Origin of the sequence: Polynucleobacter sp. MWH-P3-07-1, from assembly GCF_018687555.1 — a bacterium.
Taxonomy (GTDB): domain Bacteria; phylum Pseudomonadota; class Gammaproteobacteria; order Burkholderiales; family Burkholderiaceae; genus Polynucleobacter.
On sequence record NZ_CP061296.1, the window covers coordinates 1,426,516 to 1,452,224 of the forward strand.

23 protein-coding genes are annotated in these 25,709 nt (G+C 46.8%); 12 read left to right on the forward strand and 11 right to left on the reverse strand.

Annotated features, from left to right (window positions below):
• Positions 1-9: 9 nt before the first annotated feature.
• A complete protein-coding gene (proC, locus tag ICU98_RS07430; protein WP_215353233.1) occupies positions 10-840 on the forward strand; it encodes a pyrroline-5-carboxylate reductase in 831 nt (276 codons plus the stop codon).
• Here the strand turns inward: proC and ubiA are convergent.
• Genes ubiA through recG form a run of 3 tightly spaced genes read right to left on the reverse strand, consistent with a single transcriptional unit; the run spans position 826 to position 4,691 of the window.
• Complete coding sequence (ubiA, locus tag ICU98_RS07435; protein WP_215351849.1) at positions 826-1,683, reverse strand: 4-hydroxybenzoate octaprenyltransferase; 858 nt, start codon at positions 1,681-1,683, stop codon at positions 826-828. The genes proC and ubiA overlap by 15 nt on opposite strands.
• Entirely contained in the window at positions 1,676-2,608 is a 933-nt protein-coding gene (locus ICU98_RS07440) for a LysR substrate-binding domain-containing protein (protein ID WP_215336214.1), read from the reverse strand. The genes ubiA and ICU98_RS07440 overlap by 8 nt, the downstream gene beginning before the upstream one ends.
• A 10-nt stretch (positions 2,609-2,618) precedes the next feature.
• Positions 2,619-4,691, reverse strand: coding sequence for an ATP-dependent DNA helicase RecG (gene recG, locus ICU98_RS07445; protein WP_215351851.1), 2,073 nt, complete (start codon positions 4,689-4,691; stop codon positions 2,619-2,621).
• A gap of 33 nt (positions 4,692-4,724) precedes the next feature.
• Between recG and queA the strand changes: the two genes are divergently transcribed.
• The 5 genes from queA to secF all read left to right on the forward strand — a co-directional run bounded on the left by queA (position 4,725) and on the right by secF (position 10,231).
• Positions 4,725-5,741, forward strand: a complete 1,017-nt coding sequence (gene queA, locus ICU98_RS07450) for a tRNA preQ1(34) S-adenosylmethionine ribosyltransferase-isomerase QueA (RefSeq protein WP_215351853.1) — start codon at positions 4,725-4,727, stop codon at positions 5,739-5,741.
• A 12-nt stretch (positions 5,742-5,753) separates the two neighbouring features.
• Positions 5,754-6,911 (forward strand): tRNA guanosine(34) transglycosylase Tgt, encoded by a 1,158-nt coding sequence (gene tgt, locus ICU98_RS07455; RefSeq protein WP_215351855.1) that lies wholly within the window; start codon positions 5,754-5,756, stop codon positions 6,909-6,911.
• Positions 6,912-7,054: 143 nt separating this feature from the next.
• The gene (gene yajC, locus ICU98_RS07460) at positions 7,055-7,381 is read left to right on the forward strand and encodes a preprotein translocase subunit YajC (RefSeq protein WP_215351856.1); all 327 of its coding nucleotides are present in this window, start codon (positions 7,055-7,057) and stop codon (positions 7,379-7,381) included.
• Positions 7,382-7,393: 12 nt separating this feature from the next.
• On the forward strand, positions 7,394-9,253 hold the full coding sequence (gene secD, locus ICU98_RS07465; RefSeq protein ID WP_215351858.1) for a protein translocase subunit SecD: 1,860 nt from the start codon (positions 7,394-7,396) through the stop codon (positions 9,251-9,253).
• Positions 9,254-9,256: 3 nt separating this feature from the next.
• Positions 9,257-10,231, forward strand: a complete 975-nt coding sequence (gene secF, locus ICU98_RS07470; protein ID WP_215351861.1) for a protein translocase subunit SecF — start codon at positions 9,257-9,259, stop codon at positions 10,229-10,231.
• On the opposite strand, the gene ICU98_RS07475 is transcribed toward secF, so the two are convergent.
• Together ICU98_RS07475 and purB are read right to left on the reverse strand one after the other, a co-directional pair.
• The gene (locus ICU98_RS07475) at positions 10,228-11,574 is read right to left on the reverse strand and encodes a 3-deoxy-D-manno-octulosonic acid transferase (protein WP_251365328.1); all 1,347 of its coding nucleotides are present in this window, start codon (positions 11,572-11,574) and stop codon (positions 10,228-10,230) included. The genes secF and ICU98_RS07475 overlap by 4 nt on opposite strands.
• Positions 11,571-12,950 carry an adenylosuccinate lyase gene (gene purB, locus ICU98_RS07480; RefSeq protein WP_215336226.1) on the reverse strand — a complete coding sequence of 460 codons (1,380 nt, stop codon included), beginning with the start codon at positions 12,948-12,950 and terminating at the stop codon, positions 11,571-11,573. The genes ICU98_RS07475 and purB overlap by 4 nt, the downstream gene beginning before the upstream one ends.
• Before the next feature lie 95 nt (positions 12,951-13,045).
• Between purB and ICU98_RS07485 the strand changes: the two genes are divergently transcribed.
• Complete coding sequence (locus ICU98_RS07485) at positions 13,046-13,660, forward strand: glutathione S-transferase N-terminal domain-containing protein (protein ID WP_215351864.1); 615 nt, start codon at positions 13,046-13,048, stop codon at positions 13,658-13,660.
• Positions 13,661-13,685: 25 nt separating this feature from the next.
• Here ICU98_RS07485 and mnmA read toward each other — a convergent pair whose 3' ends face one another.
• Positions 13,686-14,741, reverse strand: a complete 1,056-nt coding sequence (gene mnmA, locus ICU98_RS07490; RefSeq protein WP_251365423.1) for a tRNA 2-thiouridine(34) synthase MnmA — start codon at positions 14,739-14,741, stop codon at positions 13,686-13,688.
• Positions 14,742-14,996: 255 nt separating this feature from the next.
• On the opposite strand from mnmA, the gene ICU98_RS07495 reads away from it, so the two are divergent.
• Genes ICU98_RS07495 through ICU98_RS07505 form a run of 3 tightly spaced genes read left to right on the forward strand, consistent with a single transcriptional unit; the run spans position 14,997 to position 17,895 of the window.
• Positions 14,997-16,130 (forward strand): Re/Si-specific NAD(P)(+) transhydrogenase subunit alpha, encoded by a 1,134-nt coding sequence (locus ICU98_RS07495; protein WP_215351868.1) that lies wholly within the window; start codon positions 14,997-14,999, stop codon positions 16,128-16,130.
• A gap of 25 nt (positions 16,131-16,155) precedes the next feature.
• On the forward strand, positions 16,156-16,494 hold the full coding sequence (locus ICU98_RS07500; protein WP_215336234.1) for a proton-translocating transhydrogenase family protein: 339 nt from the start codon (positions 16,156-16,158) through the stop codon (positions 16,492-16,494).
• Positions 16,495-16,527: 33 nt separating this feature from the next.
• The gene (locus ICU98_RS07505) at positions 16,528-17,895 is read left to right on the forward strand and encodes an NAD(P)(+) transhydrogenase (Re/Si-specific) subunit beta (protein ID WP_215351870.1); all 1,368 of its coding nucleotides are present in this window, start codon (positions 16,528-16,530) and stop codon (positions 17,893-17,895) included.
• Between the two features lie 9 nt (positions 17,896-17,904).
• On the opposite strand, the gene ICU98_RS07510 is transcribed toward ICU98_RS07505, so the two are convergent.
• The 5 genes from ICU98_RS07510 to ICU98_RS07530 all read right to left on the reverse strand — a co-directional run bounded on the left by ICU98_RS07510 (position 17,905) and on the right by ICU98_RS07530 (position 23,935).
• Entirely contained in the window at positions 17,905-20,271 is a 2,367-nt protein-coding gene (locus tag ICU98_RS07510) for a tetratricopeptide repeat protein (protein WP_215351872.1), read from the reverse strand.
• Positions 20,262-20,405: a hypothetical protein gene (locus ICU98_RS07515; protein WP_215351874.1), complete on the reverse strand. Its 144-nt coding sequence runs from the start codon at positions 20,403-20,405 to the stop codon at positions 20,262-20,264. Before ICU98_RS07515 ends, ICU98_RS07510 begins: the two co-directional genes overlap by 10 nt.
• Before the next feature lie 123 nt (positions 20,406-20,528).
• Positions 20,529-21,782: an oxalate/formate MFS antiporter gene (gene oxlT, locus ICU98_RS07520; protein ID WP_215351878.1), complete on the reverse strand. Its 1,254-nt coding sequence runs from the start codon at positions 21,780-21,782 to the stop codon at positions 20,529-20,531.
• Positions 21,783-21,964: 182 nt separating this feature from the next.
• On the reverse strand, positions 21,965-23,617 hold the full coding sequence (groL, locus tag ICU98_RS07525) for a chaperonin GroEL (protein ID WP_215336242.1): 1,653 nt from the start codon (positions 23,615-23,617) through the stop codon (positions 21,965-21,967).
• Positions 23,618-23,644: 27 nt separating this feature from the next.
• Positions 23,645-23,935 carry a co-chaperone GroES gene (locus ICU98_RS07530; RefSeq protein WP_087909492.1) on the reverse strand — a complete coding sequence of 97 codons (291 nt, stop codon included), beginning with the start codon at positions 23,933-23,935 and terminating at the stop codon, positions 23,645-23,647.
• Positions 23,936-24,250: 315 nt separating this feature from the next.
• On the opposite strand from ICU98_RS07530, the gene ICU98_RS07535 reads away from it, so the two are divergent.
• A complete protein-coding gene (locus ICU98_RS07535) occupies positions 24,251-25,084 on the forward strand; it encodes an EAL domain-containing protein (protein WP_215351880.1) in 834 nt (277 codons plus the stop codon).
• Positions 25,084-25,707, forward strand: coding sequence for a response regulator transcription factor (locus ICU98_RS07540; protein ID WP_215336245.1), 624 nt, complete (start codon positions 25,084-25,086; stop codon positions 25,705-25,707). The genes ICU98_RS07535 and ICU98_RS07540 overlap by 1 nt, the downstream gene beginning before the upstream one ends.
• Positions 25,708-25,709: the final 2 nt, after the last annotated feature.

Here is a 25,709-nt window from a genome sequence, read left to right on the forward strand (position 1 = left end):
ACTAACGATATTCATATCACCTTCATTGGTGGCGGCAATATGGGCCGCGCCATGATTGGCGGCCTTCTTCATGACGGCCTTCGCTCAACTCAGGTATCGGTGGTTGAAGCAAAAGCTGACACGGCAGTAGCTCTCATTAACGACTTTTCAATTAAGCTGATCACTTCGATAGATCAAATCGCTTTAGATGCTGCCAAAAATAATGTCATCGTCATGGCAGTCAAGCCCCAGGACTTTAAAGTGGTTTCTCACGCTCTTAGCGCTCAACTTCAAAACTCTCTAGCAAAACCTTTAATCCTCAGTATTGCTGCAGGAATACGTATCGCTGACATGAGCCGCTGGCTTGCTCAGTCCCGTTGCGTCCGAGCAATGCCGAATACCCCCGCCCTCATTGGAAAAGGCATCACTGGTCTATTTTCTGAGACTGGCGTTAGTCAGGCTGACCGTGAATTAGCAGAAGGCATTTGCAAGGCGGTTGGGCAAACAGTTTGGGTAGATGAAGAGCCACTTTTGGATGCTGTGACTGCCTTATCTGGCAGCGGCCCCGCTTACGTATTTGCTTTCCTGGAAGCATTACAAGCTGGCGGTGAAAAACTCGGGCTAGATTCAGCAACTGCGCGCAAGTTGGCTTATGCGACGCTTGAAGGCGCATCTCAACTCGCTAATCATTCTGTAGAAAGTGCCGGCGCCCTTCGTGAAAGGGTGACATCAAAAGGAGGTACTACTGCTGCCGCCTTAGAGGTACTTAAAGATTTAGACTGGCAAGCCATACTTGGGAAAGCCCTTGCCGCAGCCCAGGAGCGCAGCAAAACCATGGGCGATGAATTAGGTCAGGGATAAACCCAAAACGATTCCTAAGAACAGGAATCCTCCCAACCAATTATTGTGAAGAAACGCCCTGAAGCAATCATTGCGTGAGCGAGTAGATACTAGTCTTAGGTGATACAAAGCGCACAGCAATGCAGCTCCCCAGCCTAGCCAAAAATACCCACTCAGATGAGCAAGTTGAGCAACGATCATTTGACTCAATAGCAGCAGACCATAACAAATTCCAATCGCAGCTATATCAAAACGACCAAATGTAATTGCTGAAGTTTTGATGCCGATGCGAATATCGTCTTCACGATCCACCATGGCATAAGCAGTATCGTAAGCAATCGCCCAAAAGATATTGCCGACAAATAAAATCCACGCCTCTAGTGGTACGAATCCCAATACAGCGGCATAAGCCATTGGGATACCAAAACCAAACGCTACACCCAGCACTGCTTGAGGAATGGCAAAGAAACGCTTGGTAAATGGATAAACTGCAGCGATCAGTACTGCAAAAATAGATAAGACTTTGGTCAATAGATTGAGTGGCTGAATTAAAGCAAAAGCAAGTAAGGCCAAAAGTATTGCAAGCCAAACTGCTTCTTTGCCCGAGATCTGACCGCTGGTCACGGGACGATGTTGGGTTCTGAGAACATCGCGATCAAAATCTTGATCTGCATAATCGTTAATGGCGCAACCTGCACTGCGCATCAGGAAAGTGCCTAACGTGAAAATCAATAGAATCTGTAGATTTGGTAAGCCACCACTTGCTAGCCACAAAGCCCACCAAGTCGGCCACAGCAGCAGCAGTGTGCCGATGGGTTTATCCAATCGAATGAGACGTGCATAGGCCCGCAAGCGCTCACGCATTGATAAAGCTCACCCCAGATAGATCGCAACGACGAATCGTTTTCGCAAGCTCTTGCATCACCGGAGCGCGGGTATAGCTTTTGCGCCAAACTAAGCACACCCTTCTAGTAGGCGTTGGCTCCTCGAGTGGAATATAACGAATCAAACCTTCTTGGGTTTTGGGATCGTCGACCGAAGTGCGCGGTAAAACACTAATACCGATTCCGCCAGCAACCATTTGTCTAATCGTCTCTAGCGAGGAACCTTCAAAACTATGCTGCTCGCCAATGGTTGAGCCACTTCCTAGGCGATTAAGTTCTGGACAAACGCCGAGCACATGGTCGCGGAAGCAATGGCCTGCACCTAGCAGCAAAGTATTTTGGGCTTTTAATTCCTGATGAGCAATCGCTTGGCGACTCTCCCAAGCATGCCCTTTTGGTACAGCAACTAAGAATGGCTCATCGTATAAATCAATCATCTCCAGACCGGAGCTAGGGAAAGGATGTGCCAGTACCGCACAATCGAGCTCACCCTGCCGCAACATTTCCAACAAACGGGCCGTAAAATTTTCTTCTAGAAATAAAGGGGCATTTGGCAAAGACTCTCTAGCCTCTCTTACTAGACTAGGAAGCAAGTATGGGGCAATGGTGTAAATCGTACCCAATCTTAGTGGGCCCGACAAAGGGTCTTGGCCATGCTTTGCTAAATGCTTCAAAGTATTTGCTTCTTCTAGAACACGCTGAGCCTGCTCTACTACCAAAGCGCCTAAAGCAGTCATCGACACCTCGGAGCTGGTTCTCTCAAAAATCTGAATATTGAGCTCTTCCTCTAGCTTCTTGATCGCGACAGAGAGTGTAGGCTGAGAAACAAAGCAAGCCTCAGCTGCGCGCCCAAAGTGGCGCTCACGAGCGACGGCAACGATATAACGCAGTTCAGTCAGTGTCATAAGGTAATTATCAGGCCTTTAAAAATTCGGCGCGTGCTCCCAGCCATCTGGCCAATTGTTTTTCCACCAAATTGGGGTGCTCTGCCAGTAAGCGCTCCGCCGCTTGCTGAGCTAATTCTATCAACCAAGCATCTCTTTGAAGATCCACAAAGCGCAACATGGCATCTCCGGATTGTCGAGCCCCCAATAATTCACCAGGCCCCCGCAATGATAAATCTCGTTCAGCAATCACAAAGCCATCGGATATTTCTCTTAAAGTTTGTAAGCGCTCTTTAGCAGCCAAAGATAAGGGCTCTGCATACATCAGAATACAAACTGAATCCGCAGAGCCACGGCCCACACGTCCTCGTAGTTGATGAATTTGCGCATAGCCAAATCGCTCCGCATGCTCAATCACCATCAAAGCCGCATTTGGGACATCGACCCCCACCTCAATCACGGTAGTAGCTACTAAAAGCTGGATTTCATTGGCCTTGAAAGCGGCCATAACGGCTGCTTTTTCATCACTCTTCATACGACCATGAACTAGACCCACCTTAAAGTTTGGTAACGCTATAGTCAGCTGCTCAGCGCTCTCAACTGCCGTTTGTAATTGCAAGGCCTCGGACTCCTCAATCAAAGGACATACCCAATAAGCTTGCAGACCTTTCGCTAGCCACTCTTTCACACCGTCAATGACCTCATTGCGACGGGTGGCCTTGAGTACTTTGGTAATGATTGGTTTGCGTCCGGGTGGCAGCTCGTCTATCACAGAAACATCGAGGTCGGCGTAATAGGTCATTGCGAGTGTGCGCGGAATTGGGGTAGCCGACATCATCATCTGGTGGCAATAGAACAATTCAGAACCAATCCGTTGCTGAATTTCTAGCCGCTGTCTTACTCCAAAACGATGCTGCTCATCAATCACTGCTAGGCCAAGTTTTGCAAAATGTACTGATTCTTGAATCAGGGCATGAGTCCCGACAATCAGTTGCGCCTCACCACTCTCAACTAAGTCCTGAGCCAGTTTTTTTTCTTTTGTTTTAAGGCTACCCGAGAGCCAAACTACTTTGATACCTAGTGGCTCAAACCATTCCTGCATTTTCAGAAAATGTTGCTCAGCCAAAATTTCGGTCGGGGCCATGATGGCCGCTTGGTATCCATTATCGATAGTCCTTGCAGCTGCCAGCGCGGCAATCACCGTCTTGCCACTACCAACATCACCTTGTAATAAACGGTTCATCGGAAAACCACGTGATAGGTCATGGCCAATCTCAGTCCACACTCGCTTTTGTGCTGAGGTCAGCTTGAATGACAAACGCGCTAATAAACCTAACTCAATACTTTTTTTAGAACTCGATTCTGTTACGGCATGAACTGCTGGAGCTCGTCTTTTTTGCCGTATTGAATGCGCGCGCTTTAAGGAGATCTGCTGCGCCAGCAATTCTTCAAATTGAACACGCCGCCAGGCTAAATGGCTGCGATCCAATAAAGACAAGGTATCCGCATCTGATGGAGGTTGATGCAATAAGGTAATTGCATCTTGTAGATTAGGCCACTGATGACTGGGCAATAGCTCGGCCAATAGTGCGCTCGGCAAAAACTCTGCAAGGAGGTCTTGAGTGCTTGGATTTTTTAAAGCATTAGCAATGGCTTTGCGCAGCACTGTCTGAGTCACGCCTGCACTCGCTGGATACACTGGGGTCAAACTTTTTGGTAGCGGGGCTTCAGGGGCAACTGCTCGAACGGTGGGGTGCACCATTTCAGGCCCCTGAAATCCCTCTCGGATTTCACCCCGAACTCGGACGTGAGCGCCAACTGCCATTTGCTTTTGTTGGCTAGGATAAAAATTGAGGAAACGAAGTTGTAAAACCTCCCCCGCATCTTCAATCGTGACTACCAGCTGTCTTCTGGGTCTAAACAAGACCTGACTTCGAATCACTACACCCTGGGTTTGCACTGAACGAAAGCGTCCTAGTTGCAGAGCCTCCTCAATTGTCAGGAGCTCAGTTTCATCCTCATAGCGCATGGGAAGATGCAAAACAAGCGCCATAGGGCTGTCTAAACCCATTTTTTGGAGTGCTGGAGGTACAGTCTTAGTCATGATGGTTAGAATCCAAGCTCTGATGGTAATGCTATGCAACTCTCCGACTTCAATTACGACCTCCCTGACCGCCTAATCGCCCAAAACCCCTTGGCCGAAAGGACTGCTAGCCGCCTTCTTGAGGTGCAGGCAGGCAACCTGATCGACCGGCAATTTCTGGAAATTTTAGAACTCCTAAAACCTGGTGATTTACTGATAATGAATGACACCAAGGTAATCCCCGCTCGGCTCCATGGGAAAAAGCCTACTGGCGGCGCTATTGAGTTACTGATTGAACGTATTACCAGCACTCAACGGGCCTGGGTTCAAATCCGCGCATCGAAAGTACCCAAGCTCAACACCAGCATTCAAATCCACAATCGCCAGGGCGAGAGTTTTGAAGCCAAGGTCCTTGCTTACGATGGTCGCTTCTTTGAAATCGAATTTCCAAAAGACCTGCTCGATTTACTAGATCAATTTGGTGAGCTTCCCCTACCGCCATATATCGAACATCAACCCAATCAGGTGGATAGCAATCGATATCAAACTGTTCTTGCTAAAAATCCTGGCGCTGTTGCAGCTCCTACCGCAGGACTCCATTTTGATGAAGCGATTTTGACTAAACTCAAAGGGCGTGGTATTGAACAAGCCACCATCACTCTGCATGTTGGCGCTGGCACCTTTACTCCTGTACGAGAAGAGAACTTAAGTCTGCACAAAATGCATTCTGAGTGGTACTCCATTCCAGAGGCGACTTTACAAGCGATCAAAAAAACTCGAGATGCGGGTGGAAGGATCGTTGCAGTAGGAACAACTAGCTTGCGCACCCTAGAGAGTTTTGCGATTAGTCAACAACAATCCGGTGAAACCAATTTATTCATTACTCCAGGCTTCCCATTCAAAATGGTGGATTGCCTTATTACCAACTTTCACCTGCCTAAGTCCACCTTACTCATGCTGGTCAGTGCCTTTGCAGGCATGGACAATATTCGCAAGGCCTATCAACACGCGATTGCTCAGGAATATCGATTCTTTAGCTATGGTGATGCGATGTTCCTCACACGGCTTTAAAATCACGCACACATGACAAACCCTATTCAATTCAGCGTATCTGCGCGTGACTCCCAAAGCCTAGCTCGCGTAGGCCAACTCGATCTGCCGCATGGTAGTGTGCAAACGCCAATCTTCATGCCAGTCGGCACTTATGGGACGGTCAAAGCAATGACCCCGCGTGATCTGGAAGAAGCGCATGCACAGATCATTTTGGGCAATACGTTTCATCTTTGGCTCCGACCCGGCTTAGATGTCATCAAAAAACATGGTGGCCTGCATCGCTTTATGGCTTGGGATAAGCCCATCTTGACCGATTCAGGAGGCTTTCAAGTATTTAGCTTGGGCGCCCTGAGAAAAATATCAGAAGAAGGAGTGACCTTTGCTTCTCCTATCAACGGTGACAAATTATTTATGTCTCCTGAAGTTTCCATGGAAATACAGGCTGTTTTAAACAGTGACATCGCTATGCAGTTTGATGAGTGCACTCCTTATGAAAGTCATGGCAAGGCTACTACTGAAAAAACGGCGCAACAATCTCTTGAACTCTCTTTGCGTTGGGGCGAACGCTCCATTAAGCGCTTCAGAGAATTAGAAACGGGCAATGGCTTATTCGGTATTGTGCAAGGCGGTATGTTTGAGAGTCTGCGAGAACTTTCTTTGGCAGGGGTTAGCGAGCAAGGCTTTGATGGGATCGCTATCGGCGGTCTATCGGTTGGCGAACCCAAACCAGAATTTGAGCGCATTCTTAATTTCACAGCGCCCAAGTTGCCCGCCCATCTTCCCCATTACCTCATGGGGGTGGGTACACCGGAAGACCTTATTCTGGCTGTTAGCCTGGGTATCGATATGTTCGATTGCGTGATGCCCACGCGTAATGCACGCAACGGCTGGCTATTTACCCGTTTTGGCGATCTTAAATTACGTAATTCTGGCTATAAGGACGATGATCGCCCCCTTGACCCAACCTGCACCTGTTATACCTGCAAGCATTTCACCCGCTCCTATTTGAATCATCTTCAAAAAGCGAATGAAATCCTGGGGTCTCAGCTCAATACGATCCATAACCTGACCTACTACCTTCAGCTCATGACCGAAGTCAGAGAGGCGATTAGCCAAGACCGCTTTCAGGCCTATCGTGAAGAATTCCACCGCAATCGCCAGCGGGGTGTGGAGCCCGGGCAAGACTAGCTTTGCCTAAAGCCCCCAAATAGCCCACATATACCGCCTTATCTGCCCTCTAAGACCCACACAGTTTAGAATTGCGGGTTTACGGCTTTAGTTGAAAAGCCCACACTGAATCAGTTTTTATTTTGTCTTTAATGGAGGTTTTTATGTGGATTAGCAATGCTTTTGCCCAAGCTGCGGCTGGCGGTTCTGAGTCTGGTGGCCTAATGAGCTTCCTTCCCTTGATTTTGATGTTTGTTGTTTTGTACTTCATCATGATTCGTCCTCAAATGAAGCGCCAAAAAGAAACTAAGGCAATGCTCGAAGCATTAGCGATTGGTGATGAAGTGGTTACTGTTGGCGGCATCGTAGGCAAAGTAAGCGCTCTGAAAGATCAATTTATCAGTGTTGAAATTGCCGCAGGCACAGAAGTACAAATGCAAAAAGGTGCAATTACTACCGTCTTGCCAAAAGGCACACTCAAGTCCGCTTAATACTGTCTCACTATGAATCGCTACCCTCTCTGGAAATATATTGTCATCGTCGTTGCATTACTGATCGGCGGACTATATTCAATCCCCAACTTTTTCGGAGAGGCTCCAGCGGTTCAAGTCTCATCTGCCAAACCAACCATCAAGGTCGATCTGGCAACAGAGTCCAAAGTTGAAAGCATTCTGAGTAATGCGAGCATTAGTAGCACCGGCCTCTTCTTTGAGAATGCCAATAATGTAGGCTCAATCAAGATCCGCTTTGCCGATACCGATACTCAATTGCGTGCTCGAGATCTGTTGCAACAAAAACTCAATAGCGATCAAAATGATCCTAACTTTACAGTTGCCCTCAATCTCTTATCCAATACCCCCGGCTGGTTAAATGCGATCAACGCCCTACCAATGCCATTAGGTCTTGATTTGCGGGGTGGCGTCTACTTTCTGCTGCAAGTAGACATGAAGGGTGCAGTCCAGAAGAAAATAACTTCCCTAGCGGGCGATATTCGGAGTCAATTGCGCGATAAAAATATTCGCCATCAAGGTATTGATCGTGGCGCAGAATCGATTGCAATCAATTTTAGCAACCGCGATGATGCAGATGCAGCCCGCTCGCTTCTATTGAATAGCGAACCAGAATTGGATTGGCAAATCAAATCGTCTGGCGGTAACGCTCAATTGCTTGGTGAGTTCAAACCGAATGCCTTGAAGACTGTGCAAGATAACGCAGTCAAACAAAATATTATTACTTTGAATAAACGCGTGAATGAGCTGGCTGTTAAGGAGCCCGTGATTCAACAGCAAGGTGCTGAGCGAATTGTTGTTCAACTCCCAGGTGTACAAGATACCGCGCGCGCTAAGGACATTATTGGGCGTACAGCTACCCTAGAGTCTCGTTTGGCTGACCCTATTACTCCATCTATTGGCCTTGGAGAATCTGCCCCTCCCGGTATGGATGTGTTCCGCTTTGGCGAAAATCGGTATGGCGTATTTAAGAAATCCGTCATCTTTAGTGGCGAAAGCATTACTGACGCTAGCGCTGGTTTTGATCAAAATCAGCGACCTGCTGTCAATATCTCGCTTGATGCCACTGGCGGCCGAGTCATGCAAGAAGTGACTCGTGAAAATATTGGCAAGCCCATGGGCATGATTCTGTTTGAAAAGGGTAAAGGTGAGGTGCTGACCATAGCCACCATTCAAGGAGAATTTGGTTCCAAGTTTCAGATTACCGGGCAACCCACCACTGCCAGCGCTAATGACTTAGCGCTATTGCTCCGCGCTGGCTCCTTGGCCGCTCCAATGGAAATTATTGAAGAGCGCACCATTGGACCAAGCCTTGGGGCAGAAAACATTGAGAAAGGCTTCAAATCTTTACTCATTGGATTTACCGCCATCGCTATTTTCATGATGGCTTACTACTTACTGTTTGGCACTTTCTCCGTATTGGCGTTGGGGGTCAATTTATTGCTTTTGATTTCTGTGCTTTCGATGCTGCAAGCTACTCTCACCCTACCAGGCATTGCCGCTATGGCCCTAGCTTTAGGTATGGCAATTGACTCGAACGTGCTGATCAATGAACGTATTCGAGAAGAGCTGCGCAACGGTACGGCTCCACAAACCGCAATTGCCCTCGGCTTTGATAAGGCCTGGGCTACCATTCTCGACTCCAACGTCACCACCTTAATTGCCGGTCTGGCTTTATTGGCGTTTGGCTCTGGTCCTATCAAAGGTTTTGCTATTGTCCACTGCTTAGGTATTTTGACTTCGATGTTCTCTGCGGTTTTCTTCTCACGCGGAATCGTGAACCTCTGGTACGGCAGACATAAGAAGGTTCAAAAACTCGCCATCGGCCAAGTCTGGCGCCCAAAGGAGAAATAAGCTATGGAATTTTTCCGAATCCAAAAAGACATCCCCTTCATGCGCCATGCTTTGGTGCTGAACATTATTTCTTTGATTACTTTTTTGGCTGCAGTCTTTTTCTTATGGCATAACGGCCTCCATCTCTCCATCGAATTTACTGGTGGCACCGTCATGGAAGTGAGCTATCCACAAGCTGCCCCTCTTGATTTAATTAGAGATCGTGTTCAAAAACTGGGTTACAACGACACCCAAATCCAAAACTTTGGTAGCTCACGCGATGTCATGATTCGCTTGCCTATTCAAAAGGATGCTGATGGCAAAGTTATTGCTTCTGCCGATCAAAGTACCGCGGTAATGAAAGCCCTTGATCCAGCAAGTTCTGGCGCTAAATTACAAAGGGTGGAGTTTGTTGGTCCCCAAGTAGGTCAAGAACTTGCGCTTGATGGTTTGAAAGCATTGGTGTTTGTGATCATTGGGATTGTGCTTTACCTATCATTCCGCTTCGAGTGGAAGTTTGCCCTTGCCGGCATCATCGCGAACTTGCACGACGTTGTCATTATTTTGGGCTTCTTTGCTTGCTTCCATTGGGAGTTCTCACTGTCAGTCTTGGCTGCAGTTCTGGCGGTTCTTGGTTACTCAGTAAATGAGTCCGTCGTGATCTTTGACCGAATTCGGGAAAATTTCCGCAAATATCGCAAGATGAATACACGCGAGATTATTGACAATGCGATTACCAGCACGATCAGCCGCACTATGATCACCCACGGCAGCACCGAGATGATGGTGTTAGCTATGCTGATCTTTGGTGGTCCAACCCTCTTCTACTTTGCACTGGCTTTAACCATCGGTATTTTGTTTGGTATCTATTCCTCTGTTTTCGTGGCTGCCGCCTTAGCAATGTGGCTTGGCGTCACCCGCGAAGATCTGATCAAAGGTGATCGCAAGCCTGATGACACTTCTCGCAAAGATGATCCTAATTTTGGGGCCAGGGTTTAGTCAGAAAAATGATTCTGGCGATCTAAGATTGCCAGAATATTTTGCGTTGCACCTTGGTGATCTACCGCATATTGCTTAGCGGCCTGAGCCATCCTTAGTAGCTCCTCAGAATTCAGTAGACAAGATTTGAGTGACTCCTTAAGTGCTAAGGGTTCGCCTAGTGGCATCTCCTCCACTTGCTTTGCTGCTCCACACTGAAGCGCATCTAAGGCTGCCTGCTGAAAGTTATAGGTGTACTTACCCAACAAAACGGGACAGCCTGCTGCACAAGCTTCTATCAAGTTTTGTCCACCAAAGGGTAATAGGGTTCCGCCCATCACGGTCAAACTCGCTGCGCTGTAGTACATTGCCATCTCACCCATCGAGTCGCCCAATAAGACGTCTACCTGATGACAAGCATCTGGCGTCTTAAGCCACTCACTCCGCTTACGAAATGTGAGCCCCATATTGGCTATCACACTGGCAACATCTGCAAATCGTTCAGGGTGTCTTGGAATTAAACACAGTAGCGGTGGCACTGTAAATGCATTGCTGAGCAATAACTGTTTCCAGGCCTTGAGAATGATTGCTTCCTCGCCATCACGCGTGCTCGCGGCACAAACTAAAAGTCGCCGCTCTTTTTGTAACTCGCTGCGCCATTCTTGACCTTTTTGCAATTGCGCTGGATCTAAAGGCACATCAAACTTGAGATTACCGACAACATCAATATTTCTGACACCCAATTGGCGATAACGCTCTGCATCAAATGCAGTTTGTGCCAAGATAGCGGTAAATGCCTGAAACAGCGCCTGCCCTGCTTCACCAAAACTTTGCACTCGTTTTGCACTGCGTTGCGATAAGCGGGCGTTCACCAGAAATAACGGCAAGCCAATTTCTGCACAACGAAATACGACTGTTGGCCAGGCTTCGGTTTCCATAAATAAACCTAACTTAGGCTTAAACGTTTTGAGAAAGTTTTCTACTGGCCCACATAGATCGTAAGGTAAATACACTTGATGAATCTGACCAGCAGCTATGGCTGATGCAAACAACTGTTTACCAGTTCGACGTCCATTTAGAGTCATATGTGTCAGCAGGATGTTTTCACCGCGGGCCAGATAAGCCTCAATCAATGGCTGTGCGGCACGCGTCTCACCAACCGATACCGCATGAATCCAAATAGCGCCGGTGGCAATGGGTTTTGTGTAACCAAACCCTAAGCGCTCTGATAAGTTACCCAGATATTGGATGGAATGGCGCGCACGCCAGGCCAGACGAATAAAAGCCAAAGGCAGCAGTAAATGCCAGAGCAGTTGATAAACCGCAAACCAGATGACTGGTCTGCCCGACTTCTGGACACTCACTTTTTAAGACGTTCAGTCAATTCGACTGCCTTGCCCAAATACGATGCTGGGGTCATTTCTAAAAGACGAGTCTTCGCGTCCTCGGGAATCTTTAAGCCCTTGATAAAGGCTTGGAGATCAGCTTGGTTGATCCCTTTGCCACGAGTCAGCTCTTTTAACTGCTCATAGGGGTTTTCAATTCCGTAACGGCGCATGACTGTTTGAACAGGTTCAGCGAGGACTTCCCAGCAGGCATCTAAATCAGCCGCAATAGCCGCATGATTCACTTCTAGCTTACCTAAGCCACGTAGTGCACTGTCATAAGCCAAAAGGCTATGGCCAAAAGCAGGGCCCAGATTACGCAGAACAGTTGAGTCAGTTAAATCGCGCTGCCAACGGGAGATAGGTAATTTTTCTGCCAGATGGCGCAAGAGCGCATTAGCAACACCCAAATTACCTTCGGAGTTTTCAAAATCAATTGGATTGACTTTATGCGGCATGGTCGATGAGCCGATTTCACCAGCCTTAGTGCGTTGCTTAAAATAGCCAACCGAAATATAGGCCCAGAAATCCCGATCCATATCGAGCAGAATCGTATTCGCACGAGCAATCGCATCAAACAGCTCTGCCATCCCATCGTGAGGCTCAATTTGAATGGTGTAAGGATTGAAAGTCAAACCTAAGCGCTGCTCAACGACATTGCGCGAAAAGCCTTCCCAATCAAAATCGGGATAAGCAGAGAGATGCGCATTGTAGTTTCCAACGGCGCCATTCATCTTGCCTAGCAAAGGTACCGCAGCAATGCTTGCAATTGCTCGCTCCAAACGTTTTGCAATATTTGCCAGCTCTTTGCCCAAAGTGCTTGGGGAGGCTGGTTGGCCATGGGTGCGCGAGAGCAAAGGTACCGCAGCATTCTCAATGGCTAAGTCCGTTAGGACTGAGAGTATTTTTTGGAGTTGAGGCAACAACACCTCATCGCGCGCCCCTCGTAGCATCAAGCCATGCGAGGTGTTATTAATATCTTCAGAAGTGCAAGCAAAGTGAATAAACTCGCTGGCTTTCAGTAAATCAGGGCGACCAGCCACTTTTTCTTTCAAGAAATACTCAACTGCTTTAACGTCGTGATTCGTAACCGCTTCAATTTCTTTAATCCGTTGGGCATCGGCATCAGAGAAATTCTTGGGTAACGATAGCAAGAATTCAGAATCGGCGGCGCTAATTTTTGGAACGTCTGCTAAGCCAGCTGATGCCAGCGCCAATAACCAATGAATTTCGACAAACACTCGCTGACGCATAAAGGCTGATTCAGAAAGCCAAGGGCGCAAGGCGTCAAGTTTTCCGGCATAACGACCGTCTAAGGGGGAAAGTGCATTAAGGGTTGAAAGCGGCTGGCTCACGAGTATTGCCTTTTAAGTATTAGGTCAACAAAGCCTGATTTTAATGCGTTCTTTAATCTGACCCAGCCCTCGCCAGATCGCTATACTTAAAGCCTATGAAAATTATCGGATCACTCACCAGCCCCTACGTACGCAAGGTACGTATCGTCTTTTTAGAGAAAAAGCTTGAAGCAGCCCTAGAGCTTGAAAACGTTTGGGATGCTCAGACCAAAATAGCTGCTGTAAACCCTTTAGGTAAGGTGCCCTGCCTCATTTTGGATGATGGCGAGGCTATTTATGATTCTCGGGTCATCGTGGACTATGCAGATACGCTGAGCCCTGTAGGTAAGCTCATTCCTGCCGAGAGTCGGGCACGTGCCACCGTAAAAACCTGGGAAGCCTTAGCAGACGGCATTATGGATGCTGGCATTCTGGCTCGTTTAGAAGCCACCTGGAAGCCTGTAGAACAGCAAAGTCAAGCCTGGATTGAACGTCAAATGGGCAAGATTGAAGCCGCCCTCTCCCAAATGTCACAAGAATTGGGTGAAAACTCCTGGTGCCACGGCAATCAAATGACTTTGGCTGATATTGCCCTAGGATGCGCGTTAGCCTACCTCTTGTTCCGTTTCCCTAAATTAGAATGGCAAACAAAATATACCAATCTGGATGGCTTATATCAAAAACTCATGCAGCGTCCATCCTTCATTGAAACAGCACCACCAGTAGCCTAGTGCTTTCCGCAATCTCTGTTTGATACTAGGCGGTGATAATTCCGCCGCCTAGACAAATCTCACCGTCATATAAAACTGCTGACTGTCCAGGCGTAACTGCCCATTGTGGCTCAGGAAATTGCAACTGAAAGCTCTGAACACCAGAGGGTCCGGCTTGTATTTCACAAGCAGAGTCAGTCTGACGATAACGCGTCTTAGCAGAGAAATTGCCTGGTGCAGGTGGAGAACCTGCAATCCAGCTTGCATCCATTGCTGATAGCGCATTCGTCAATAACCATGGATGTTCATGACCCTGGGCAACATACAAAGTATTGTTACCAACGTCTTTGCGAGCAACGTACCAAGCGTCTCCCGTCCCGTCTTGACTGCCCCCCAGCCCAATACCCTTACGCTGCCCTAGGGTAAAGAACGCAAGACCCATATGCTCACCAACCGTTTTTCCTTCGACTGTTTTGATCGGGCCCGGTGTGCGAGGTAAGTAACGATTCAGAAATTCTCGGAAGGGTCGCTCACCAATAAAACAGATCCCAGTTGAATCTTTTTTACGGGCATTGGGTAGACCAATCTCTTGTGCAATTTTGCGGACTTCTGTTTTCTCAATCTCACCTAGCGGGAATAGCACTTTTTCTAATTGGGTCTGCGTAAGGCGATGTAAGAAATAACTTTGATCTTTACCAGCATCGACTGCTTTTAATAATTGCACTCCCTCATCTTGTCGACGCACGCGCGCGTAATGCCCGGTTGCTATGGCATCGGCACCCAAACTCATCGCATGGTCTAGGAAGGCTTTGAATTTGATTTCTGCATTACAGAGAACATCTGGGTTTGGCGTTCTACCAGCAGCATACTCCCTTAAGAAATCGGCAAATACCCGTTCACGGTATTCGGCGGCAAAGTTGACAGCCTCCACATCAATCCCAATTAAGTCAGCAACAGAAACTACGTCAAGCCAATCCTGGCGAGCGGAGCAGTATTCGTCATTGTCATCATCTTCCCAGTTTTTCATAAATAGGCCAACAACCTCATAGCCCTGCTGCTTAAGCATCCAGGCTGCCACAGAAGAATCGACCCCTCCAGACATCCCAATGACGACTTTGGAGGGCTGAAATGGAGATTTGGAGGTTTTGATGGGGGAGTTCACAGAAGAATGGGGTTCACTCATGAAAAGTGCGAAAATTCAATAAATACTTTCTGCTTCTATTGTAAAAGTCTTGGACTGCTTTCACTGAAAATAGGTCAAAACTAGTCAAGAAAAGGCAGAAATTCGTAACTAGGTGCAATTTGGCCTATTTCACTAAAATAGCAGTTTTGAAAAATACGCTTTTGGAGACAAGTAATGCGCATAGGGGTCCCGCTGGAAACCAAGGCTGGCGAAACGAGAGTAGCCGCCACACCAGAAACTGTTAAAAAACTCATCGGACAAGGTCATCAAGTCCTCATTCAAAAAGATGCGGGGCTGCAAGCCAGTCAACCCGATGCTGCCTATGTCGCTGTTGGTGCAAGCATTGGCAGCGCAAGTGAGGCATTTGCCTCTGAAGTTATTTTAAAAGTACGCGCCCCTCAGCCAGAAGAGCTCAAGCAGATCAAATCCGGTAGCGTTTTGATCGGCATGCTCGATCCATTTGATAACGATAATATTGCTGCGATGGCAGCTCAAGGCATTACCGCCTTCTCGCTCGAAGCGGCACCAAGAACTACCCGTGCTCAAAGCATGGATGTACTTTCTTCTCAAGCAAACATCGCTGGATATAAGGCGGTGATGGTTGCAGCCAACGAATATCAACGCTTTATGCCGATGCTGATGACTGCTGCAGGTACTGTCAAAGCAGCTCGTGTTCTGATTTTGGGCGCAGGTGTTGCGGGATTGCAAGCGATCGCAACTGCTAAACGCCTTGGCGCAGTGATCGAAGCATCTGATGTTCGTCCTGCCGCTAAAGAGCAAATTGAATCTCTCGGCGCTAAGTTTGTTGATGTCCCTTTTGAGACTGATGAAGAGCGCGAAATCGCTAAGGGTGTTGGTGGTTATGCTCGTCCCATGCCAGAGGCCTGGATGAAGCGCCAAGCTGCTCTCGTAGCAGAGCGCGCACAACAAGCGGATATCGTGATTACGACTGCACTGATACCTGGCCGTAAGCCCCCAGTCTTGCTCCATAGCGATACTGTTGCCAATATGAAAGCTGGCTCAGTGGTTATCGATCTTGCATCTGGCAAAGGGGATAACGGATCGGGTAACTGCCCTCTCACTCAAGCCGACAAAATTGTGGATGTGAATGGCGTCAAGATCGTGGGTTACACCAATTTAGCCAGCATGGTTGGTGCTGATGCTTCGGCACTCTATGCGCGCAACCTATTGGACTTCTTAAAACTCATCATTGATCAAGAAGCCAAACTGGTCATACCTACTGATGATGACATTGTCACCGCCTGCCTCATGTGTCGCGATGGTCAGGCTGTTCGTAAAAACTCATAATAAAAAATATTGCAAAGGAAATAAGATGGATTACGCTGCCTTTCAAAGCATCCTGACTGTTCAAAACATTACTGTTTTTGTACTCGCCATTTTTGTGGGCTACCACGTTGTCTGGAACGTCACCCCAGCTCTACATACTCCTTTAATGGCAGTTACCAATGCCATCTCTGGAATTATTATTGTTGGTGCCTTACTTCAAACTGAGGTTATCGGCGGTGATGCCATTACCTTCACGAGTGTGATTGGTGCGATTGCCGTTTTCTTGGCATCGATCAATATTTTTGGTGGCTTCATGGTGACCCGTCGCATGCTTGAAATGTTCAAGAAAAAAGCCCCTAAAGCCGAAGCCGCTTCAAGCAAGTAAAAAACAGAAAAAGATTCATTAGAGACCAAACTCATGTCAAACCTTACCGCGATTTCCTACCTCATTTCTTCAGTGCTATTTATCTTGGCGCTGAAGGGCCTGTCCTCACCAACCACCTCACGCCAAGGCAATACCTTCGGCATGATCGGGATGTTGTTAGCCGTAATTACCACTTTCTTTGTTGCTGACTTCAAGCCAGCCTTTTCCTTAATTATTGGGGCGATTGTGGCTGGCGCCATCATTGGTACTCTGGCAGCAAAACGGGTACAGATGACCAAGATGCCAGAGCTAGTTGCTCTCATGCACTCCTTTGTTGGACTCTCGGCTGTCTTGATTGCAGTAGCTGCAGTTTTTAATCCAGCACATGAGCATACTGGCGCTCAAAAGATTGAGTTATTTATCGGGGCATTCATTGGCGCAATTACCTTTACCGCTTCTGTGATTGCCTTCGGCAAACTGTCAGGCAAAGTCAGCGGCAAACCAGTGAGCTTTGCTGGACAGCATTTGCTAAATCTGATCTTGGCACTTGCCATGATCGGAAGTGGTATTGCTTACTTTATGGCAGATAGTCACGCCGCCTTTATGGCCATGTGCGCAATTGCTTTAGTACTCGGTGTAACCTTGATCATCCCAATTGGTGGCGCAGATATGCCTGTTGTGGTCTCCATGCTGAATAGTTACTCTGGATGGGCAGCGGCCGGCATTGGTTTCACACTAAATAACCCCGTATTGATTATTGCTGGTGCATGCGTTGGCTCTTCCGGCGCCATTCTTTCTTACATCATGTGTAAGGCTATGAATCGCTCCATCCTTGCCGTGTTGCTTGGTGGTTTTGGTGCTGAAGCGGCTGCAGGTGGTGGCGATGATGGCGGCCCGAAGAATTACAAAACAGGCTCACCAGAAGATGCGGCCTTCCTGATGGAAAACGCTGACACTGTGATTATTGTCCCTGGTTATGGCTTGGCCGTAGCAAGAGCACAGCATGCCCTTAAAGAGTTAACTGAAAAACTGACTCATCATGGCGTTACCGTGAAGTATGCGATTCACCCAGTTGCTGGACGTATGCCTGGGCATATGAATGTGCTCTTGGCTGAAGCCGAAGTGCCTTATGACCAAGTGTTTGAGATGGAAGATATTAACAGCGACTTTGGTCAGGCTGACGTAGTGCTTGTCCTTGGTGCAAATGACGTTGTAAACCCAGCTGCAAGAACTCCAGGTAGCCCAATCTTCGGTATGCCAATCTTAGAAGCCTTTAAAGCTAAAACCATTATTGTTAACAAACGCTCGATGGCTGCTGGTTATGCAGGCTTAGACAACGAACTCTTCTACATGGATAAAACCATGATGGTCTTCGGTGATGCGAAGAAGGTAGTTGAAGAGATGGTCAAGGCTGTTGAGTAAAAACTTAGCTTACTGAATCGCAAGATGCTCGGGTTCTAAATCAGCCTGATATCGCTCATACATTTTGATGTAAGCTGCTTCTAAATTTTTAGCAAAGAGTGGCGTATCAAACAATGGGGCAGATAGGCGGTTTACTGCTAACTTGTTTTTAATGTCTAAAAGTTTCTGTGGATTGCTAGCTAATTGGATTGCTAGCTCCTCATATTCTTGCTGGGTGGTGGTCACTAGCTCAGGAAGACCGATAGCATTTAGCAAACTAGCCGCTACACGACCAGGGAAGGACTGGCCTATCAATGTCAGCACGGGGACGCCTGCCTTTAAAGCGTCCACAGTCGTAGTGTGAGCGTTGTAGGGATAGGTATCTAGAAATAGATCTGCCAGGCTGTATCTAGCCAAATGATCTGCCATCAACTCCACACGTTGCGCAAAAATAATCCTACTCGAGTCGATGCCACGCTTCTCAAACTCAGCGCTTATATTTTTTTTGAAAAGTGGATTGTTTTCCGAAATCCACAAAACACTGTTGTTGACCCGCAGCATGATCCTTGACCAACTATCTAAAACTTGTTCATTAAACTTATAGTCGTTGTTGAAGCAGCAAAAAATAAAACTATCTTCAGGAAGGCCGCACTCTAATTTAGAAAAGATCCTGCCAGAACTGATCCTCTTTGAATCGTCAACCATATAAGTGTCAGGTAGGGTGACTACTTTCTCTGAATAGAATTGCTGTGATTCTTTGGGAATTAACGTGTAATCAGCAATAATGTAATCTATATAATCTGCGCCCAAGGTACCAGGATAACCGAGCCAATTAACTTGAATAGGCGCTGCGCGGTAAGAAAAAATTCCAGTTCTAGAGTACTGAGTATGGCCACCCAAATCTATTGCAATATCGATCCCAAGTTTTCGTGCCATTTGTGCGATCTCTTGATCAGATAGATTTTCAACATCAATGAAATGATCAAATCCTGTTCTTAGGCGCGCATTTAATTCGTCGCCATCTGGTGGACTAAGCAAGGAAAAGGCAAATACTTCAAAACGGCTCCTATCGTGAATTTCATAAAGCTCTGAAGTGAGAAGAGCAACGGCATGATTTCTAAAGTCCCCTGAGAAGTAAGCAATCCGAATTCTTTCTTTTCTTGCTTGCTTCGGGATGGGTCCTAAAATTGAATTCCTAGAAAACCTAAATTGCGTATAAATTTCGGATGTTTTTTTATGTAAAAAAGGATCGCCAGTTAATGACAGCATTGCAAATGGCTGGATCATTTTCTTTGAAGCGCTTACTTTCTGAATTAGGGTTTTAACTTCCTCTTGGATATTTCCCCAGGAGCAAATTCTTGATTTGAGATGCACTAAAGCCCCATAAAACCATTGGATATCGGGATCAAGATTTACAGCCTTATCGTAGCAAGCAATAGCCTCCTCAAAACGTTTTAGCTCGTGTAAGGTAGCCCCCTTATTACCCCATCCCTCAGCATAATCAGGCTTAATTTTTAAGGCCTGATCGTAGCAAGTGACGACCTCGTCAAACTTCCTAAGCTGATGAAAGACAAGACCCCGATTGCTCCATGCCTCGTGATAATCCGGCTTCAGACTAACGGCTTTGTCATAGTGAGCGATCGCCTGGTCATAGCGCTTGAGCTCATAAAGGGTAGCCCCCTTATTAACCCACGCCTCTGGATATTCGGGCATAAGCTTTAGGGCGTGATCATAAGACGCGATAGCCTCATCGTAACGCCCCAGTTTATTAAACGCGACTCCTTTATTGGTCCATGCCTCGTGATAATCCGGCTTCAGACTAATAGCTTGATCATAAGCAATAATTGCTTCATCGTACTGCCCAAGCTCATACAGGGTAGCACCCTTGTTGGTCATTACCTCAGAATCATCTGGACGAATACTTAATGCCTTGTCATAGCAAACAATAGCATCGTCATAACGCTTGAGCCCCTTTAAGGCAATCCCTTTATTAGACCAAGCTTCAGCCAAATCTGGACTAATAGCGAGGGCTTTCTCAGCACAAGCTAAAGCATCTTCAAAGCGCCTAAGTTCTCTTAGGGTTGCGCTTTTATTAGAGAGCGCTTGGACAAAACCTGGCTCCAGGCTAAGCGCTTTATCGTAATGAATCAACGCATTTTCATGACGTCCGAGATTGGATTCTGTTTTGCCATAGTTGAGCCAGGCTTCTGGGTTATGGGGTGCCAGCTCTACTGCTTTTTTATGGTGTGGGATTGACTCATTATCTGAGCCAATATCACTAAGGACTTTAGCTAGGTTGTATTGAATGGAGGCATCATTGGGATGGATGCGGGCTGCTCTACCTAATAAATGGGCAGCCTCTTTGAAATTGGCTTGTGAGGCTCTAATTAAGCCCAAGATATGCAGGGCTGGCAGATTCTTGGGATCGACCTGAATGAGTCTTTGCGCAAAATCGTAGCAGCTCTCTCAAAGTTACCACCTTGAAAGGCTTCAATAGCCTGCTGAAGCATGAGCTGAAGTTGAGGATTCATGAGGTTATTTTATAACTACCTTGAGGAGCAGCCTTACGTTGTATGATCATTCGGGAATGCAGGCCCCCTAAAGCATAAAGGCCACTGACGTGGCCTTTATATTTAACACTTCGGCAGTTGAAATTACTCCAGTACACCCTTGATATATTTGGCGCGCATCGGCTTCAATACAAAGAATGCCAAAACAGCAGCCGTAGCATCTAGAGCAATCATGATCGCAAATACCGGCATCCAACTTTCAGTTGCGCCGTGGATATAAGCAGCAATCGGTCCACCAATAATTGATCCAACACCCTGGGCCATATAGAGAAAGCCGTAATTGGTAGTAGCGTGTTTTTGGCCAAAGGTATCTGTCAGAGTGGATGGGAAGAGGGAAAAGATTTCGCCCCAGCCAAAGAACACCACACCAGACATCAACACAAATACCACTGGATCTGAACGGGTAGCAACCCAAATAAACATTGCGATCGCCTCTAGGCCAAATGCAATGGTCATCGTGTACTCACGACCAATTCTGTCAGAAATCCAACCAAAAAATGGGCGGGTGAATCCATTCGTCACACGATCAATAGTTAAGGCCAAAGGCAAAGCAGCCATACCAAACACCATGGTGCCTGTAATCCCAAAGTCTTTGGCAAAGGCGCCCATCTGCGAAATGACCATCAAACCCGATGTTGACATCATGGACATCATCAAAAACATGAGCCAGAAAACAGGGGTCTTAAGCATGGTTTTAGGTGCAACTCCAGATGCAGCTGCTTCAACTTGGCTGGCTGTCTGAACTCGATCAGCGTGAGGTACTCGAATACCCTGCGCAGCCAATAGCCCAACTGCGCCAATCACATAACCAAAGAAAGTTAATGTTCCTTGCAAGCCAGAAGACGCCAAGCTGTCTGCAATTGGAAAGGTGGTTAGCAATGCACCGATACCATAGCCTGCAGCAACCATACCCACAGCGAAGCCACGATTATTCGGGAACCAACGCACCATCAAGCCGACTACACCGATATAAACAATACCGGTTCCTAGGCCACCCAACACACCATAAGTAAAGTAAAGATTAGAAACGGTGCTGAGATTGGCCGAGAGCACCCAACTCAGCCCGGTCAATACTGTACCCACTGACAATAACAGTCGTGGACCAAACTTTTCGACTAAGAAGCCTTGGAATGGAGAGAAAAAAGTTTGCAACACAATCAGAATTGAGAATGTGACTTGTAACTCAGTCAGACTCACTCCGAGTTGACCCATGATGGGCTTTGTAAACAAGGCCCATACGTATTGCGGACTTGAAATCGACATCATACAAATGACGCCCAATGCCAACTGAACCCATTTCGATTTCAATGGATTGCTAGCGGTTTCTGCTGTGCTCATACCTTATCTCCCATTAAACGATCAATTTAAAGCTGATTTCTTATCTTAGTGATTTACTTCGGGTAAATACGGATATTTGCCCCATCCTGGTGCTTATTTAGTTTTGCGGCCAACAAAACAAAATGCCTGGTCTTTTGAACCAGGCATTTTGAATTTCAGCAGCTAAGAGCTACTGGGGGAAATTACATCATTCCGCCCATACCACCCATACCACCCATACCACCCATATCAGGCATACCGCCACCAGCAGACTCATCCTTTGGCGCTTCGCAGATTGCGCAATCGGTGGTCAACAATAAGGCTGCAACAGAGGCTGCATTAACCAATGCAGTTTTGGTTACCTTAGTTGGATCGATCACGCCCTGTGCAACTAAATCGCCATACTCACCGGTAGCTGCGTTATAACCGTTATTACCTTTGCTGGCCAATACCGCATTCACAACTACGCTTGCTTCATCACCAGCGTTAGAAACGATGATGCGCAGAGGCTCTTCCATGGCGCGCAATACGATGCTAATACCAGCGTCTTGATCAGCGTTATCGCCCTTCAAACCTTTGATACCTTGCATTGCGCGAATCAAAGCTACGCCGCCGCCAGGAACAATACCCTCTTCAACAGCCGCACGGGTTGCATGTAATGCATCGTCGACGCGGGCTTTCTTTTCTTTCATTTCGACTTCAGTAGCAGCACCAACCCGAATCACTGCAACACCGCCTGCTAACTTAGCAACGCGCTCTTGCAATTTTTCTTTATCGTAATCGCTGGTCGCCTCTTCGATCTGTACACGAATGTTTTTCACACGCGCTTCGATCGCTTTTGCATCACCGGCGCCATCAATGATGATGGTATTTTCTTTACCAACTTCAATGCGCTTCGCTTGACCTAAATGCTCAAGAGTCGTTTTCTCGAGTGTTAAGCCAATTTCTTCAGCGATCACAGTGCCGCCAGTCAATACAGCGATATCTTCGAGCATTGCCTTACGACGATCGCCAAAGCCTGGAGCCTTAACAGCACAGGTCTTGATGATGCCGCGAATATTATTCACAACTAAAGTTGCTAAGGCTTCGCCTTCTACATCTTCGGCAATGATCAACAATGGACGGCCAGACTTTGCTACTTGCTCGAGAACTGGGAGCAAATCACGGATATTGGCAATCTTCTTGTCGAACAAGAGAACATAAGGGCTTTCCAAAACAGCTACTTGTTTCTCAGGTTGGTTAATGAAATAAGGTGAGAGGTAACCACGATCAAACTGCATACCTTCAACTACTTCAAGCTCATCTTCTAAAGACTTGCCATCTTCAACAGTAATCACACCCTCTTTACCAACCTTTTCCATCGCTTCAGCAATGCGCTGACCAATGCTGGTGTCGCTGTTAGCCGAGATTGAGCCAACTTGTGCGATCTCTTTGGTAGTAGTGCAAGGCTTACTGATCTTCTTGAGTTCTTCCAGAGCAGCAGTTACCGCTTTATCAATACCGCGCTTCAAATCCATTGGGTTATGGCCTGATACAACATACTTCATGCCTTCGCGCACAATGGACTGAGCTAAAACAGTAGCGGTAGTTGTTCCGTCACCCGCGATATCAGCGGTTTTAGAAGCAACTTCTTTAACCATCTGCGCGCCCATGTTCTGGAGCTTATCTTTGAGTTCGATTTCTTTTGCTACAGATACGCCATCCTTAGTAACGGTTGGGCCACCAAAGGAGCGCTCCATCACCACATTGCGACCCTTTGGTCCCAAAGTTGTTTTTACTGCGTTCGCGAGAATATTGACACCCTCGACCATCTTGGTCCGAGCACTATCTCCAAATACGACGTCTTTTGCTGCCATGATTGAATTCCTTTCTTAAATACCGAATTACTTCTGTACAACAGCCATGATGTCTTCTTCGCGCATTACAAGAAGTTCATCGCCGTCTACTTTGACTGTTTGTCCAGCATATTTGCCAAAGAGGACGCGGTCGCCTACTTTGACGTCTGGTGCATTGAGTTTTCCGCTGTCATCACGCTTACCAGGGCCTACTGCCAAAACTTCGCCTTGGTCTGGTTTTTCAGCAGCAGCATCAGGGATGATGATTCCTGAGGCAGTCTTTGATTCTTGATCTAAACGCTTAATGATTACGCGATCATGTAAAGGACGCAGATTCATTCCTTCTCCTAAGTTGGTGGTTGTTAACTAAATAAAAACTATATAAATCAGTGATTTGTAATCTCTACACACAAATACTTAGCAAAAACTAGGGTTTATCACCCGTTTTAGCACTCACGTGTTGGGAGTGCTGATTATATAGGTCTGACTTCCTATATTTCAAGATCTTGAACCCATAAATTTTGTAAGGATTAATGGCTTTCCTATACTCAATATGGCTGGGGTAGGAAGTTTCCTACGGATAAATCAGCCTTAAGCCCTTTCGGCTCCAATCCGTCCTGCATAGACTGGACGGTCACAGATTGGAGAATGCTGATGAGCCCGAAATCCCGGCTATACACCCTTGTAAAAGCATGGAAGAACAAACCCTTCCAGGAAGTCCGCGATGCTTGCTCGGAGTCTTGGTTAAGCCTAGGCCCCGAAGAAATGGCCGAACAAGAATCTTGGTCAAAGCGACAAGCAATTAGCCATGAACCGATTTTTAATCTGAAAGGCACAAAACTGACAGGCTCTTTATATAGACCCCTTTTGGAAGCGAAGGATCTTCAACTCTTGAGACTATTTATGGAGGGCTTAGACACCATCGCCTTTTGGCATCGAAGCGGTCGCTCAATCTCCGGGGTTTTGCCAATTCCGTTTCATGCCCTTTCTTCTAAAAACCATGTAGAAGCATTAATCGATCTGATTCTCAACTCTCGACTACCCGTCGGCTCATTAATTTTAGGCTTACAACACGCCTCTGTCGCGAAGCTCACACCCGATTCTGAAGAGGGCTTGTCTCGCTTCCGTCGACTTGGTGTCGGCATTCATCTTTTAGATTTCACCGCAACTTCAGAGCAGATCAATCTAATAGAAAAATTTAGGCTTGAAGGTATTCATATCGCATTACCCCATTTTCGCAATCAAGATCCACCCACTCGCCTCATCTCTCAAATTCAAAGTGCTGGCACAAAGATATATGCCAGTCATTTGGCTCTTGTAAATGACCTTGAGAATGCTAAACGTCTCCAAGCTGATTACTGCTATGGAGGCTTAATGATGTCTCCAGTAAGTCGCCATCAAATTTTTCATATTAATGATAGTCGTATTGCCAAAGCCATTTTTTCGCTGCACTCACATAACAACCTCAACCAAAATGGAGACAAATAATGAGAAAACAAGTGATGTTAGTAGATGACCATCCCGCTATGCTGATGGCCCTGAAAAGCATGCTGCAAGACCAATTACTTTTTGAAGTGGTTGGTCAGGCTCAAAATGGGGAGGAATGCTTACGCTCGATCAAGGAGATGAATCCCAATTTGATCATTCTCGATTTAGATATGCCCAAGACTGATGGTTTTGATGTCATTAGACGTATCGGTTTAATGTATCCAGAGGTCCGTATTCTGGTGCTCTCAAGCCTGGATGAGTCGGTTTACGGAGGCCGAGTCCGCTCTTTGGGTGCACACGGCTTTGTCAATAAGACCGCTGGAGCTGACATCATTCTTTCAGCCTGTCTCGCTATTTCTCAAGGCTATAACTTCTTTGCGCATGGTCGAAATGGCAATAGCTCTTTGACAGATAACGATAAGTTGGCACTGATTTCTGATCGCGAATTACAAGTCATGAAGTACCTCGGCAAAGGCAATACCAATCAGCAAATTTCTGACATGCTGCATATCAGCAATAAAACTGTGGCGACCTATAAGACGCGGGTCTTTGATAAGTTAGGCATTAATAATATTGCCGACTTAATTTTATTCTGTCGTAACAATCACATTATCGAAAGTTAATT